This is a genomic window from Streptomyces sp. NPDC055400 (genome assembly GCF_053644375.1).
In genome coordinates, this window is record NZ_JBSHLM010000003.1 from 452,681 (window position 1) to 467,016 (window position 14,336).

A 14,336-nucleotide genomic window follows, 5' to 3' on the forward strand; every position below is an offset into this window, starting at 1 on the left:
CACGTTGCGATACCGGTCCTGTATCGGGTGACAGTTCCAGGCAGGTCAGGCACGACAGGCCGGGTACGGTATGCCCGGACAGCACACCGCCCGACCCCGCACGGGTGACGGTCGGGACCGACGGAGAGGGCTGGTAGGAACCATGGAAGAGCCGCGTCGCCTCGGCGGCCGGTACGAGCTGGGCCAGGTGCTCGGCCGTGGTGGCATGGCGGAGGTCTATCTCGCCCATGACACCCGGCTCGGTCGCACCGTGGCGGTGAAGACGCTACGCGCGGACCTTGCGCGCGACCCGTCGTTCCAGGCCCGGTTCCGCCGGGAGGCCCAGTCGGCCGCCTCGCTCAACCATCCCGCGATCGTCGCCGTGTACGACACCGGTGAGGACTACATCGACGGGACCTCCATCCCGTACATCGTGATGGAGTACGTCGACGGGTCCACGCTGCGTGAGCTGCTGCACTCCGGGCGCAAGCTGCTGCCCGAGCGTGCCATGGAGATGACGATCGGCATCCTCCAGGCGCTCGAGTACTCGCACCGCGCGGGCATCGTCCACCGTGACATCAAGCCGGCCAACGTCATGCTGACGCGGACCGGCCAGGTCAAGGTGATGGACTTCGGCATCGCCCGCGCCATGGGCGACTCCGGCATGACGATGACGCAGACGTCGGCCGTGATCGGCACCGCCCAGTACCTCTCCCCGGAGCAGGCCAAGGGCGAGCAGGTCGACGCGCGGTCCGACCTTTATTCGACAGGCTGTCTCCTCTACGAGCTGCTGACGGTGCGGCCGCCCTTCGTGGGCGACTCCCCGGTCGCGGTCGCGTACCAGCACGTGCGCGAGGAGCCGCAGCCGCCGAGCGTCTTCGACTCCGAGATCACCCCCGAGATGGACGCGATCGTCCTCAAGGCCCTCACCAAGGACCCGGACTACCGCTACCAGTCCGCGGACGAGATGCGCGCCGACATCGAGGCGTGCCTCGACGGGCAGCCGGTCGCGGCCACCGCGGCGATGGGCGCGGTCGGCTACGGCGGCCACCCGGACGACCAGCAGACGGCGATGCTGCACCCGCAGAACGGCGGCGGCCAGACGTCGATGCTGCCGCCGGTCAGCCCGGACGACGGCGGCTACGGCTACGACGAGCGCCCCGACCGGCGCCGTCAGAACCAGGGCAAGAGCCGTACGTCGACGATCCTGCTCGTGCTCGCGGGCGTCCTCGTCCTCATCGGCGCGATCCTGATCGGCAAGTGGTTCAACAGCGGGAGCGGGAACGACGCAACGTTCGCGGCGCCCAAGTTCGTCGGCAAGACGGTCCCCGACGCCAGGCTCGCCGCCAAGAACACGCACCTCGAACTCGACGCCTCGAAGAAGGAGCCCTGCGACAAGTTCCCCAAGGGCCAGATCTGCACGCAGAGCCCGGCCGCGGGGACCAATGTCAAGAAGGGCGACACCATCACGGTGACGGTGTCGACCGGCGCGCCGAAGGTCGCGGTGCCGAACGTCATCGACGACAACGTCGACGAAGCGACGACGAAGCTCGAGGGCGACGACTACCAGTTCGTCGTCGAGACCAAGCAGAAGGAGTCCAGCGCGGATCCGGGCACGGTCCTCGACCAGGACCCGGTCTCCGGCAAGGAAGTGGAGAAGGGGAGCACCATCACCCTGACTGTCGCCAAGAAGAAGACGCTCTCCACCGTCCCGGACGTCTCCAACAAGACGTGCGACGAGGCGAAGGCACAGCTGGCCGCCAACAAGCTCAAGGGCACCTGCACCGAGGAGGAGAACACCACGGTCGAGGCCGGCAAGGTGTTCTCGCAGAGCTTCGCTGCCAACACTCAGATCGAGCCCGGATCCACAGTCCAGCTCAAGGTCGCCAAGGCGGCCGAGCAGATCACGGTGCCCGGTGACATCGCCGGCAAGAAGCTGAAGGACGTGCAGAAGCAGCTGACGGACCTCGGTCTCGTCCCCGCTCTGGCGCCCGGCTCTTCCAACGACCCGAACGCCACGGTCGTGACGAGCCAGCCCGGCCCCAACTCGCCGGTGAACAAGGGCGACACGGTCACCCTGCTCACCACCCCGCCCGGCCAGAACGGCGGCGGGGACAACGGCGGAGGCGGGCTCTTCGGAGGCGTCACCGGCCAGTAGAGCGCCCGCCAGTCATGAGAGAACCCCGGCACCGCAGACGCGGCGCCGGGGTTCTTTCGTGCGGTGGTTCGGGGCTTGCGTAGGTGGGGTTCCTACGTATGCCGGTGGCGTCGTCAGCGCAGCTCCGCCGGGGGCGTCCGGGCGCTGTCGACCTTGTCGATCCGCTCCAGCGCGCCCCACACCACGTAGCGGTACGTGGACGTGTAGACGGGCGTGCACGTCGTCAGTGTGATGTAGCGGCCGGGCTTCTTCACGCCCGACTCCTTGGGGACCGGGGCGAGGACCTTCACGTTGTACTTCGACGTCTCGGGGAGGATGTCGTACACCTTGTAGACGTACCACTTGTCCTTCGACTCGAAGACGATCGGGTCGCCCTTCTTGATCTTGTCGATGTTGTGGAACTTCGCGCCGTGCCCGTCCCGGTGCGCGGCGAGCGTGAAGTTGCCCTGCGCGTCCGTCGGCAGCGCGGACTTGACCGGGTCGGTGTAGTAGCCGGCGACACCGTCGTTGAGGATCTCCGACGAGGTGCCCTTCTCGACGAGCACCTCACCGTTCTTCATCGACGGCACATGCAGGAAGCCGATGCCGTTCTTGGTGTCGAGCGGGCCGGGGGCCGGGTCGGCCCACTGGCCGCGCACCTTGTCACCCTGCTTGTCCGCGGCGCGGTCCGCGACCACGTTCGTCCACCACAACGAGTAGGCGACGAACAGGCCGAGGACCAGGCCCGCCGTGATGAGGAGCTCACCGAAGAGACTGACGGCGCCGGCGACGCGGCCGCGTCGTGGCGCGGGCGGTGCCTCGCCGGCCCGCTCGTCGTAGTCGGTCGTCGCTGCCACTCTTGTGCCCGTCCTTGTCCCTGAACCTGCGCCTGTTACCTGCTGCTTGCCCCGCTACTGCACGAGTGCGTCCGGCTTCCCCTTGCTGCGCGGCCGTTCCTCGACCATCTTGCCCCAGACGATCATTCGATACGTGCTGGTGAATTCCGGCGTGCACGTGGTCAGCGTGATGTACCGGCCCGGAGCCGTGAACCCGGAGCCCTGCGGGATCGGATTGATGACCGTCGTGTTGCTCGGCGGGGTCTGCGGAAGGATGCTCGTCATCTTGTACACGTAGTACGTGTCCTGCGTCTCGACGACGATCGGGTCGCCCGGCTGGAGCCGGTTGATGTAGCGGAACGGTTCGCCGTGCGTATTGCGGTGCCCGGCGACCGCGAAGTTGCCGGTCTTGGCGCTCGGCATCGCCGTCTCGATGCTGTCCTTGCCGTAGTGGCCCACCATGCCGTGGTCCAGGACCTTCGTCTTGCTGATGCCCTCGGCGATCGGCACGACGACGTCCAGCTTCGGGATGTGCATGATCGCGAAGCCCTGGCCGGGCGCGAACTTGTCCGGCTCGCGTTTGCCGTTCGCCCAGTCGTCCTGGAGGTGGTGCGCCGCGCTGCCCGCCTGCTGGTGGGCCCGGATGTTCGACCACCACAGCTGGTACGTGACGAAGAGCAGCATCAGCACGCCGATGGTGATGAACGTTTCGCCGATCGCCCGGCTGGCGACCTCGCCCGTACTCGGCTTGCTCGCCCTCGCGGCCCTGCGCGCCTCCAGACGGCTGCGGGGCGGGGAAGCGGGCTCCGGAGTCTGCGCGGGCGCCGCCGAGTGCCTGCCGCCGTGCTTGGCGGCCTTCCTGCGCGCGGCCCGGCCACCGGTCACCACGGGGTCTGCGGCGCGCTCGCGCTCAGGGGCGCCGGAGCCTGACTCGGTGCCGGTCTCCGCGCCCGTGGAGGCGTCTGCGTCGGTGTATGCGTCGGTGTACGCGTCCGTATCGGGCTCGGCTCCCCGGGTGTCCGCGGTGCGCAGGGCCACGGTCTCGTCGTCCGGGACCGGCCGCGGCGGTCTCGCCTCGTACTCACGGGCGGGCGGCACGTACGCGGGCTGCCGCGCCTGCTGTACCTGCGGCGGATGCGGTGTCCGCGGAGCCTGCTGCTCGCCGCCGTACCAGTCCTGTACGTAGCCCTGAGGGTCGTACCACTCCTGCTCCGGCTGAGGCGACGGCTGGGCCTGGAGCGGCTGTCGAGCCTCCGGCTGCGACTGCGCGTACGGCTGGGGCTCCTGAGGCTCGTCCGTGGCGCGGAACCAGGGCGAGGGGTGCTGCCCGGGCAGTGGATCGTTCAGCGGGTCGTCCAGCCGCTGAACGGCCGCCTCGAACGCACCGGCAGCCTCGTACGGTTCCTGCCCGTACGAGGCTCCCTCGCGCTCGGGGCGCAGGGCGGTCACGCCGAGGCCCTGCCCACGACCGGGGCGAGCCCGGCCGATCGTGCCACCGCGGTCTTGTCGCCGCAGACGGTCAGCCAGTTGGCCAGCATCAGGTGACCGTGTTCCGTGAGGACGGACTCGGGGTGGAACTGCACGCCCTCGACGGGCAGTTCGCGGTGGCGCAGGCCCATGATGATGCCGTCTTCGGTGCGCGCGGTGACCTCGAGCTCGTCCGGGACGGTGTCCGGTTCGGCGGCGAGCGAGTGGTAGCGGGTCGCCGTGAACGGGTTCGGCAGCCCCGCGAAGACGCCCCTGCCCTCGTGCCGCACCAGCGACGTCTTGCCGTGCAGCAGTTCGGGCGCCCGGTCCACGACACCGCCGTACGCGACCTGCATGGACTGCATGCCGAGGCAGACGCCGAAGACGGGCACGCCGGTCTCCGCGCAGTGGCGCACCATCTCGACACAGACACCCGCCTGTTCGGGGGCGCCGGGGCCCGGGGACAGCAGTACGCCGTCGAAGCCGTCCTGCGCGTGCCGGGTCCCGACCTCGTCGTTGCGCAGCACTTCGCACTCGGCGCCCAGCTGGTACAGGTACTGGACGAGGTTGAAGACGAAGCTGTCGTAGTTGTCGACCACGAGAATGCGGCTGCTCGCGCCCACTAGTTGTTCACCGTCACATCGTTGAAGGGCAGCAGGGGCTCGGCCCACGGGAAGACGTACTGGAACAGTACGTAGACCACCACGAGGACGAGCAGAAGCGAGAGCAGTGCCCTGATCCACGTGTTTCCCGGCAGATGCCGCCAGATCCAGCCGTACATGCCGTCCCTTCCGTCGCCGTACGGCAACAGACTAACGGCGCAGGGCCTCCGGTTTCCCGGCCTCCGCGGGCTGGGTGGCATCAAGGTGCGCCCAGACGATCAGCCGGTGGCTGTGACCCCACTCCGGCTCGCACGTCGTCAGCGTCAGATAGCGGCCCGGCTCCGTGTATCCGGACTTGCGCGGCACCGGGTCGATGACGGCGACATCGCTGGGGAGCGTCTTGTAGGGCTTGGTGTCGATGCGGTACGTGAACCAGGTCGTACCGTCGGTGAGGACGACGGCGTCGCCGGGGCGCAGTTTGGGGAAGTCCTTGAACGGGTCGCCGTAGGTGCGGCGGTGGCCGGCGACGGAGAAGTTCCCCTTCTGCCCGAGCTGCGCCGTGCCCGCGTAGTGGCCGAGGCCCTTCTTGAGGATGTCCACGCCCGTCCCCTGGAGCACCGGTTTGTTCCACGTGAAACCGAGCCGCGGGATGTACATGACGGCGAACGGCTTGCCGTCCTGGTAAGCGGACGGGGACGGCGAGGGCGTCTGGGGCCGGCTCGGGTCCTGGGCAGGGCTCTGGCTCGGGGACGGGCCCGGGCGGGGCTGTTCGACCGCCACCGATCCCTTGGACCACTGGTCCTGAAGGGTGTCGATCTGGTGGTCCATGGCGCTGTCGGCCTTCACGCCGGTCCAGAACAGCACGTAGGCGACGAACAGCACGATCAGGGCGCCGACCGTGATGCACAGTTCGCTGAACGTCCTGACGACCACTCGGACCGACACAGGCTCCCCCAGGCGGCTACTCCACGGGCTTCGCGTAGTGGAGATCCACTGTGCCCGAGTAACCGGGAAGAGTCACCGCCCCGTCGTCCTCGACTTTCCAGCCGAGGCCGTAGGCGTTGACGTAGAGCATGTAGTTCTGGATCTGCGGCGAGACGGCGAGCGCCTGCTTCAGCTTCTCCGGGTCTCCGACCGCGGTGATCTTGTACGGGGGTGAGTAGACGCGGCCCTGGAGGATCAGGGTGTTGCCGACACAGCGCACGGCGCTGGTGGAGATGAGCCGCTGGTCCATGACCTTGATGCCCTGCGCGCCGCCGTTCCACAGGGCGTTGACGACGGCCTGGAGGTCCTGCTGGTGGATGACCAGGTCGTTCGGCTGGGGTTCGGGGTAGCCGGGGAGCTTGGCGGTGGCGTTCGGCGGGGCGTCCGCGAGCGTGACCGAGACGGCCTGTCCGCGCAGTTTCTTCGTGCCGGACGCCTTCTCCAGGGCGGACAGCTTGGCGTCCTCGGCCTTGGTGCCGGCGCCGCCGTGTTCGGTGAGGGCGTCGACGTCGTCGCGGATCGCGCTGTTGGACTCCTCGAGCTGGCCGTTCTTGTGGCTGCGCTCCTGGATGAGGTCCGAGAGCTTCAGCAGCGAGGTGTCCGTGCGGATGTTGGTGCCCTTGGCGGTGTTGAAGCTGGTGAAGAAGATCAGCCCGGCCAGGGCGAACACGGCCACGGTCAGCAGCCGCACGGGACGGAGGCGCACACGGGGGCGGCCCCCGCCGGGGGGCTCTTCCCGGGAGTCGGCAGAATTGCTCAACGTACCCTTATCTCCTTCAGCGCCGCGGAAGCACTACGCTAACGGACGCCCGGGGGAGCGCAGAGATTCCCCTTGTACGCTGCCCGGAGCCAGCCCACGTTCCCTGCGCGGCCACGCAGCGCATCGACAGGAGAGACCCTCGTGCCGAAGTCACGTATCCGCAAGAAGGCCGACTACACGCCGCCTCCGGCGTCCAAGCAGGCGGCGAATATCAAGCTGACCAATCGCGGCTGGGTAGCCCCGGTGATGCTCGCGATGTTCCTGATCGGGCTCGCCTGGATCGTCGTCTTCTACGTCACCGACGGCACCCTGCCGCTGGACGCGCTCGGCAACTGGAACATCGTCGTGGGCTTCGGCTTCATCGCGGCCGGGTTCGGCGTTTCCACGCAGTGGAAGTAGCTCTGCCCCTAGCTGTCCACTGAGTTATCCACAGCTGTTTCCACAGTGGGGAAAAGGTCGGAAGATCTGTGGATAACCCACCGGGCGTTGACGCCGGTGTGACTGACGCACCGCAGCTCGCCCACATGTTCGCCCCTTGTCCTGGCTGGGGAAACCCAGGTCAGCGACAAGGGGCACACCTGTTCCCCACCGAGTGCACAGGATCCGGCACCGTCTGTGGACAACGTGGGCCACAGGTCGAGCTCAAGTGAGCTGGGACGTCCTCACAAGCACAGTGACGACCACCACGGCGAGGACGAGCGCACAGGTCCCGTACTGCACCAGCGAGCGGCGCTCCCTGGGGGCGTGGACCATCGCGTACCCGACGACCACACCGGCGACGAGCCCGCCGACGTGGGCCTGCCAGGCGATGTTGCCCCACGTGAACGTGAAGAGCAGGTTCAGCGCGAGAAGGCCGATGACGGGGCGCATGTCGTAGTTGAGGCGCCGCACCAGCACCGCGGTCGCGCCCATGAGTCCGAAGACGGCCCCGGACGCACCGAGGGACTGTTCGCTCGGACCCGCGATCGCGTAGGTCAGCGCGCTGCCGGCCAGCCCCGAGACCATGTACAGCGCGATGTAGCGGGCCCGGCCGAGGGCCTCCTCCAGCGGGCCGCCGAGCCACCACAGGCCCAGCATGTTGAACGCGATGTGCCACACCTCCTGGTGCGTGAACATCGCCGTCACCAGGCGGTACCACTCGCCGCCTGCCACGCCCTGGTCCGGGACGAAGGGCGCGGGAGGCCAGGCCCCGATCAGAACGAAGTCGGAGAGCAGCCGTCCCCACACATGGACCGCGATGAACACCGCCACGTTGAGCCCGATAAGGATCTTCGTGACCAGGCGTGGATCGGCCGCGATCGTGCCGCCCGTGATCGTCCTCGGTCTGCTGGCTGCCGGGCCGTGCCCCGTACCGGAACCGCCCCGCACACAGTCCGGGCACTGGAAGCCCACCGAGGCGCTGACCATGCAGTCCGGGCAGATGGGCTTGTCGCAGCGGGCGCAGCGGATCCCGGTCTCGCGGTCAGGGTGCCGATAGCAGCGGGGCGTGCCCTGCGCGTCCTGAGGACCCTGCGGACTGCCTGGCACCTGATCCATCGGAATCCCCTCGTACGGAACGTGAGCGGTCAACACATGGCCCCGCCCATCCTTACGGATGAGCGGGGCGTATTGGTTCCCGTCGGCCCGGGTCGCGTCAGCGGGTCTCGACGACGACCGACTCGATGACCACGTCGTTGACCGGCCGGTCCGTACGCGGGTTGGTCTGCGCGGTCGCGATGCCGTCCACGACCTTCTGACTGGCCTCGTCGACGACCTCGCCGAAAATCGTGTGCTTACGGGTCAGCCAGGCCGTCGGCGACACCGTGATGAAGAACTGGGAGCCGTTAGTCCCCGGGCCGGCGTTCGCCATGGCCAGCAGGTACGGCCTGTCGAAGGCGAGGTCGGGGTGGAACTCGTCCTCGAACTGGTAGCCGGGACCGCCCGTGCCGTTGCCCAGCGGGTCACCGCCCTGAATCATGAAACCGCTGATCACCCGGTGGAAGACCGTGCCGTCGTAGAGCTTGTCAGTGGACTTCTCGCCCGTCTCCGGGTTCGTCCACTCCCGCTCGCCCTGAGCGAGCTCGACGAAGTTCTTGACCGTCTTGGGCGCGTGGTTCGGCAGCAGCCGGACCTCGATGTCGCCTTGGTTGGTCTTCAGGGTGGCGTAGAGCTGCTCAGCCACGATCTGCCTTCCGTTGCCTTCTGTGACGATCCGATCCTCGCACGCCCCCGTTGACCCGTCGCCCGGCGGCAGCCGCAGAATTTCCGGCCGAGTCGCCACCGAGGAGGCGCGTCGCAGGGCGATCCGTGGCATTGTCGTTCGCAAGCCCCTATTGCACCGTATTGATCAGCTATTTGCCTGGAGTACCTCGGTACGTCCAAAGGCATCTTGTGCCCCGAATGCCCGCCCTCGCATGCCGCACTGCCGCCGGGCAGGCATGATCCGATAAAGGGTGGAAAGGTGAAAACCTATACGCCACCGAGGAGGAGGATCCCGTGACCCGCATCGACAGCGTGCGCGCCGCGACCGGCTCGGCGAAGGACAGCGTGCTGCACGCCGCGGAAGTGGTGGCGCCCTACGCCGAGACGGCCAAGGACCGGGCCGCACTGTATGCGCAGGAAGCGCGCGTACGGCTTGCGCCCGTGATGTCGCAGGCTGCGCAGCAGACCCGCGACCAGTACGACACGTACCTCGCACCGCATCTTGAACAGGCCCGCAGCCATGTGCCGCCGAAGGTCGACCAGGCCGCGCAGGGGGCAGCCGTCCGCACCCGGAAGGCAGCCCGCCAGGCCGCCGTGTACGCCAGGCCGAAAATCGAGCAGGCCGTGGCCGCCGCCCAGCCCGTCCGCGAGGAGGCGACGGCCCGCAGCGTCGCGGCGATCGCCGCCCTGCGTGGGCAGGTGTCGCCGAAGGAGATCAAGAAGCTCGTCCGCAAGCACGAGCGGCGGGCGCGGGCGGGACGCGTCGCCAAGGGCTTCCTCGTCGTCGGCATCCTCGCCGGGGGCGCTTTCGCCGCCTGGAAGTGGTGGGACAAGCAGGCCAACCCGGACTGGCTGGTCGAACCGCCGGCCGCGACCGAGGTCGCGGACAGCACGCCCCTGTCGTCGGTGGACGGCAGCCAGGGCGCCCTCGACCCCGAGGTCCAGGCCAAGCAGGCCGAAGCGGAGGCGGACGCCGCCGACCGCGACGACCGCGGCTGAGCTTCGAACGAGCAGTAACGCCGTAGGGCGGGAGACCAGTGGCCTCCCGCCCTACGGCGTTCACGTGTTTCACGTGGAACCTGTGGAGCCTAGGAGATTCGAACTCCTGACATCTGCCTTGCAAAGGCAGCGCTCTACCAACTGAGCTAAGGCCCCGAAAACGACGCATCGAACCGAAGAAGTGCGATCCGGTGCGCATCGCAGACCAGAGTACCGGGTCACCCCCCCGATCTCGCAAAAGGATTGGGACTCCCGGTCCACGACCACTCTCCGTAAGATGCCCCACGTGGTTCGCGGCAGCGAACCGCCGTATTTGGGGAAGCGATGGGGAGACGCAATGGACGCCGCACAGCAGGAAGCTACCGCAAGAGCCCGGGAGCTCCAGCGAAACTGGTACGGAGAGCCACTGGGGGCGCTCTTCCGTCGACTCATCGATGATCTGGGCCTCAACCAGGCCAGGCTCGCGGGGGTTCTCGGTCTGTCCGCGCCCATGCTCTCCCAGCTGATGAGCGGTCAGCGCGCGAAGATAGGTAATCCGGCCGTCGTCCAGCGTGTCCAGTTGCTCCAGGACCTGGCGGGTCAGGTCGCCGACGGAAGCGTCAGCGCCGCCGAGGCCACCGAGCGCATGGACGAGATCAAGAAGTCACAGGGGGGCTCGGTGCTCACCAACACCGCGCAGACAACAACCAGTTCGGGCGCACCCACGGTCAAGCGCGTGGTCCGCGAGATCCAGTCGCTGCTGCGCTCCGTCTCCGCGGCCGGGGACATCATCGATGCGGCGGACACCCTCGCCCCGAGCCACCCGGAACTGGCAGAGTTCCTCCGGGTCTACGGCGCCGGGCGCACCTCCGACGCCGTAACCCACTACCAGGCGCACCAGAGCTGATCCCGGCCGAACGGTAGCGACATCGGGCCGGCCGCGAGTCCCGCGGCCGGTCCTGGGCCGCGGGACCATCCGAGAGGCCGGACGCGTCGTGACGGCCGAGGGGGGAGCGACGCACCACGATGGGTGAGGTCTTCGCCGGACGCTACGAACTGGCCGACCCGATCGGTCGCGGGGGAGCAGGCGCCGTATGGCGCGCCTGGGACCACCGGCGCCGCCGATATGTGGCCGCCAAGGTCCTGCTGCAGAGCGATGCCCACACCCTGCTGCGCTTCGTGCGCGAACAGGCGCTGCGGATCGACCACCCCCACGTCCTCGCCCCGGCCAGCTGGGCCGCGGACGACGACAAGGTCCTGTTCACCATGGACCTCGTCGCCGGAGGCTCGCTGGCACATCTGATCGGCGACTACGGGCCTCTGCCACCGTCCTTCGTGTGCCTCCTCCTGGATCAGCTCCTCGCCGGCCTCACCGCGGTGCACGCGGAGGGGGTCGTGCACCGCGACATCAAGCCCGCCAACATCCTCCTGGAGGCGACCGGCACCGCCCGGCCTCATCTGCGCCTCTCGGACTTCGGCATCGCGATGCGCAAGGGCGAGCCCCGGCTCACCGAGACCGACTATGTGGTGGGAACGCCCGGCTACTTCGCCCCCGAACAGGCGATGGGCGGTGAGCCGGACTTCCCCGCAGACCTGTTCGCCGTCGGTCTCGTCGCCCTGTATCTGCTCCAGGGCGCCCGGCCGGACTCCAGGGCACTGATCGAGCACTTCACCGATCACGGCACCCCCGGCGCGCCCCAAGGGATTCCCGGCCCGCTGTGGACCGTCGTGGCCGGTCTGCTGCAGCCTGACCCGGAAGCGCGCTTCCGTACCGCGACAGGCGCCCGCAAGGCCCTCCTGGCGGCCTCCGAGCTGCTTGACGAGCCCGGACCCGACGACGAACTGGTCGAGGTCTTCGACCAACTCGGCGCGCTCCCACCGGGGTTCGCCCCGACCGGGCCGACCACGACCTCCCGGGCGGTCGCCCCCGGCCTCGTACACGACCGGACCCAGAACCATGGCTCGACCGGCCGTACGACAGGCCGTTCCACGACGCGGAAGCCCGCTCCGGGCGAGTCCCGGCCGGCACTCCCGCCGGAGCCCCCGACACCGGCGCCACCGCCACCGCTGTATGCCCCCGCGGTGCCGGACGTCCCACTGGCGGGCTCGTCCGTCCAAGACCCCGCCACCGCTGCGCCCCAGGGGCCGGAGCCCTTCGTACCGCAGACCGGCGTGCGCAGGCCCAGCGTCACGCCCGGGCCCACTCGGTCCGGGCCCGTCCCGCCGGGGACCGGGGTCATCCCGTCGGCAGCCGGCAGGCCTGGGTCCCGCACGTCGGAAACGGTCACGCCCGGCACCAGCATGTCCGAGACCGGCAGCTTCCACCTGCCGCCGCCTCCTCCCGCGCACCCGCCCACACAGCCACGCGTGCAGCCCCCCGCACAGACCTTCGCGCAGACCTCTCCCGAACGTCAGCCAATCACCCCCGACACGGCGCCTCACCACGCTCCCGAGTACACCGCCCAGCCACACCCCCACCCCACGGCACCACACACCGCACCACAACCGGCACCACAACCAACTCCACCAACCCGCCCGCACCCCCACGAGACCTCCCCCCACACTCCGGCCACGACCCCGGCCACGCAGCGCACCAACGCCGCTCCAGCTCCCGCACCGGCGCCCTCTCAGCCCGCCTCTATCTCTACGTACACCGCCCAAAGCGTTCAGGTTCCACTCCTCGGCCACCCGAATCCCGGCGGCGCGTCCCAGAGCCCGACCCCTCATCGGCGGGTGCGGAAACGGCGGCCCGGACCGCCCGCGAAGGTGGCGATCCCGGTGCTGTTCGTTGCCTTGGTCAGTTTCGCGGTGGGCATCTGGGCGCTGAGCCAGGCCTGAGAGCCCCCGGCTCGCCCCACCTACCAGCCGGCAGACGCCCGCCGGCGAGCGACGTAGGTCCATACGCCGAGCCCCAGCACCAGCGCGGACCCCGTGCCGATCCCGGCGATCCCGACAACCGTCATGCGGTTCGCCCGACCGGACCCGCCCTGCGCCGCCTGCCCGCCGCCCTGCCCTCCCGCCGAGGGCAACGACGGGTCCCCGCCCTGCGCGGACCCGCTCTCAGCGGCGGCCCGGTCCGCGTCAGTGACCTGGAACACCCCCGGATCCCGCACATACGCGGGCGCCGAAGCCGCGTCCCCCTGGACCGTCAGACGGAGCGTCAGCCCGGACTCCTTGTTCCCGAAGGTCCCCTTCATCTCCGGCGTGAGGGAGACCTTCAGGTAGTACCAGCCGGCGAACCGCACGCCCGCTTCGTCCGCGCGCGACAGGTAGCGGTTCTCGTAGGCGACCGGAGGCAGGGAGTCCAGGGCCGCCACGGAGGGCTCCCCTCCGTACGAGGCGTCCTTCGAAGTGACCTGCGTGCGCGCCGGGTTGTACAGCGCCACGCTGAGGGCGCTCGGCACAAAGCCCGTACGGTGCGCGTCCCCCGCCGAAGTGCCCAGCTCGGCCTCGGTGAAGAGCTGCTGTCCCCAGTCCAGCGGCACCCGGTAGAAGAGCGTCTGACCCGGGCGGATCCGGTCCTCCCACACGCCTTGCCGCAAGCTCTGCGCGTCGTTGAAGCCCGTGCCGCCCCGGCGTTCGGAAGGGATTCCGGCGGGCGGCCGCGGCGATTCCGACGGCCAGGCCCCTGGCCCGGTGGTGGCGGGCGGCGACTTGAGCGCGGGCTCCGAGGAGACACTCAGCTCCAGGTCCCAGCGCTCCCGCGTGGAGTCAGGCGCGGTCTTGCGCGCGACGACCACGTCATACGTGCCCGCATCCTGGCAGCGCCCGCCGCTCTCCCGGACGACCCGCTCCGCGGTGGCGGCTATCGGCCTCGGGTACTCGGCGGAGCGGAACGCGCCGACCTCGGAGTCACAGCGATTGCCCTGTCGATCCTGCAGGGTCACGGAAATGCTGTCGTTGAACGCCACCTTCACGTCCGCCCCGACCTTCGGCACCGCCACCGCCGAGACATACGTATCGGAGGATCCGTCCAGGTCGACGCGGTAGTGACGCGTGCCGGCGGCCCCCTTCGCACCCGACCCACTGCCGAGCCCGGCGCCCCTCACCCCCGCCTCGATGGAGCTCCGGTAGGTCTCCCCGGCTTTGAGTTCCGCCGCATCCGTACTGGTCACCGCACCCTGGACGGTCTTCGCACCTGGTGCGAAGACATACGGAGCCGAGTCCCCAGCCGCCGCGGTCCCGGGCAGCGCCACCACCGCGACCGGAACGGCCACCGCGCACATCGCTGCCGTGAATGCCGACACCGGCCGTCCCCGCCCTCGCAGCACCACGCGCCGCCCTCCGCGCCGACTCATCACGCGCCCCTTCGTCGCCCCCGCCATCGCTTCATCGCCGGACGACCATCCTGCCGCCAGGGCCCCATACACCCCACCAGCATTCGCCAAAGCAAGCGAATAATTTACGTAGGC

General features: G+C 69.3%; 14 protein-coding genes and 1 tRNA gene. 5 read left to right on the forward strand and 10 right to left on the reverse strand.

Annotated features, from left to right (window positions below; genetic code table 11):
- The first annotated feature begins 142 nt into the window (after positions 1 to 142).
- Entirely contained in the window at positions 143 to 2,137 is a 1,995-nt protein-coding gene (gene pknB / locus ACWIGU_RS10165; protein WP_454399319.1) for a Stk1 family PASTA domain-containing Ser/Thr kinase, read from the forward strand.
- Positions 2,138 to 2,250: 113 nt separating this feature from the next.
- On the opposite strand, the gene ACWIGU_RS10170 is transcribed toward pknB, so the two are convergent.
- The 6 genes from ACWIGU_RS10170 to ACWIGU_RS10195 are packed head-to-tail and all read right to left on the reverse strand — an operon-like array spanning position 2,251 to position 6,765.
- Complete coding sequence (locus ACWIGU_RS10170) at positions 2,251 to 2,973, reverse strand: class E sortase (RefSeq protein WP_454399321.1); 723 nt, start codon at positions 2,971 to 2,973, stop codon at positions 2,251 to 2,253.
- A 54-nt stretch (positions 2,974 to 3,027) separates the two neighbouring features.
- A complete protein-coding gene (locus ACWIGU_RS10175; protein ID WP_454399323.1) occupies positions 3,028 to 4,401 on the reverse strand; it encodes a class E sortase in 1,374 nt (457 codons plus the stop codon).
- Positions 4,398 to 5,042: an aminodeoxychorismate/anthranilate synthase component II gene (locus tag ACWIGU_RS10180; protein ID WP_356277955.1), complete on the reverse strand. Its 645-nt coding sequence runs from the start codon at positions 5,040 to 5,042 to the stop codon at positions 4,398 to 4,400. Before ACWIGU_RS10180 ends, ACWIGU_RS10175 begins: the two co-directional genes overlap by 4 nt.
- Positions 5,042 to 5,200: a hypothetical protein gene (locus ACWIGU_RS10185; RefSeq protein ID WP_454399326.1), complete on the reverse strand. Its 159-nt coding sequence runs from the start codon at positions 5,198 to 5,200 to the stop codon at positions 5,042 to 5,044. The genes ACWIGU_RS10180 and ACWIGU_RS10185 overlap by 1 nt, the downstream gene beginning before the upstream one ends.
- Before the next feature lie 31 nt (positions 5,201 to 5,231).
- Complete coding sequence (locus tag ACWIGU_RS10190) at positions 5,232 to 5,966, reverse strand: class E sortase (RefSeq protein WP_454399327.1); 735 nt, start codon at positions 5,964 to 5,966, stop codon at positions 5,232 to 5,234.
- A gap of 16 nt (positions 5,967 to 5,982) precedes the next feature.
- Complete coding sequence (locus ACWIGU_RS10195; protein WP_454399329.1) at positions 5,983 to 6,765, reverse strand: DUF881 domain-containing protein; 783 nt, start codon at positions 6,763 to 6,765, stop codon at positions 5,983 to 5,985.
- A gap of 141 nt (positions 6,766 to 6,906) precedes the next feature.
- Between ACWIGU_RS10195 and crgA the strand changes: the two genes are divergently transcribed.
- On the forward strand, positions 6,907 to 7,164 hold the full coding sequence (crgA, locus tag ACWIGU_RS10200) for a cell division protein CrgA (RefSeq protein WP_326774929.1): 258 nt from the start codon (positions 6,907 to 6,909) through the stop codon (positions 7,162 to 7,164).
- Between the two features lie 243 nt (positions 7,165 to 7,407).
- Here the strand turns inward: crgA and ACWIGU_RS10205 are convergent, their stop codons facing one another.
- A complete protein-coding gene (locus tag ACWIGU_RS10205; RefSeq protein ID WP_454399331.1) occupies positions 7,408 to 8,301 on the reverse strand; it encodes a rhomboid family intramembrane serine protease in 894 nt (297 codons plus the stop codon).
- A 97-nt stretch (positions 8,302 to 8,398) separates the two neighbouring features.
- Positions 8,399 to 8,926, reverse strand: a complete 528-nt coding sequence (locus ACWIGU_RS10210; RefSeq protein WP_356277965.1) for a peptidylprolyl isomerase — start codon at positions 8,924 to 8,926, stop codon at positions 8,399 to 8,401.
- Between the two features lie 314 nt (positions 8,927 to 9,240).
- Between ACWIGU_RS10210 and ACWIGU_RS10215 the strand changes: the two genes are divergently transcribed.
- On the forward strand, positions 9,241 to 9,945 hold the full coding sequence (locus ACWIGU_RS10215; RefSeq protein ID WP_454399333.1) for a DUF5324 family protein: 705 nt from the start codon (positions 9,241 to 9,243) through the stop codon (positions 9,943 to 9,945).
- Positions 9,946 to 10,028: 83 nt separating this feature from the next.
- Here the strand turns inward: ACWIGU_RS10215 and ACWIGU_RS10220 are convergent.
- Positions 10,029 to 10,101, reverse strand: a tRNA-Ala gene (locus tag ACWIGU_RS10220).
- 181 nt (positions 10,102 to 10,282) lie between these two features.
- Here ACWIGU_RS10220 and ACWIGU_RS10225 point away from each other — a divergent pair.
- Complete coding sequence (locus ACWIGU_RS10225; protein ID WP_100597242.1) at positions 10,283 to 10,831, forward strand: helix-turn-helix domain-containing protein; 549 nt, start codon at positions 10,283 to 10,285, stop codon at positions 10,829 to 10,831.
- Between the two features lie 119 nt (positions 10,832 to 10,950).
- A complete protein-coding gene (locus ACWIGU_RS10230) occupies positions 10,951 to 12,762 on the forward strand; it encodes a protein kinase domain-containing protein (RefSeq protein ID WP_454399335.1) in 1,812 nt (603 codons plus the stop codon).
- Positions 12,763 to 12,782: 20 nt separating this feature from the next.
- Here the strand turns inward: ACWIGU_RS10230 and ACWIGU_RS10235 are convergent, their stop codons facing one another.
- Entirely contained in the window at positions 12,783 to 14,171 is a 1,389-nt protein-coding gene (locus tag ACWIGU_RS10235) for a hypothetical protein (protein WP_454399337.1), read from the reverse strand.
- Positions 14,172 to 14,336 lie beyond the last annotated feature (165 nt).

Bases quoted from the DNA above. Each gene is read 5' to 3' on its own strand.
- pknB (WP_454399319.1), top strand. From the start codon at position 143: ATGGAAGAGCCGCGTCGCCTCGGCGGCCGGTACGAGCTGGGCCAGGTG.
- ACWIGU_RS10185 (WP_454399326.1), bottom strand. From the start codon at position 5,200: ATGTACGGCTGGATCTGGCGGCATCTGCCGGGAAACACGTGGATCAGG.
- ACWIGU_RS10205 (WP_454399331.1), bottom strand. From the start codon at position 8,301: ATGGATCAGGTGCCAGGCAGTCCGCAGGGTCCTCAGGACGCGCAGGGC.
- ACWIGU_RS10225 (WP_100597242.1), top strand. From the start codon at position 10,283: ATGGACGCCGCACAGCAGGAAGCTACCGCAAGAGCCCGGGAGCTCCAG.
- ACWIGU_RS10230 (WP_454399335.1), top strand. From the start codon at position 10,951: ATGGGTGAGGTCTTCGCCGGACGCTACGAACTGGCCGACCCGATCGGT.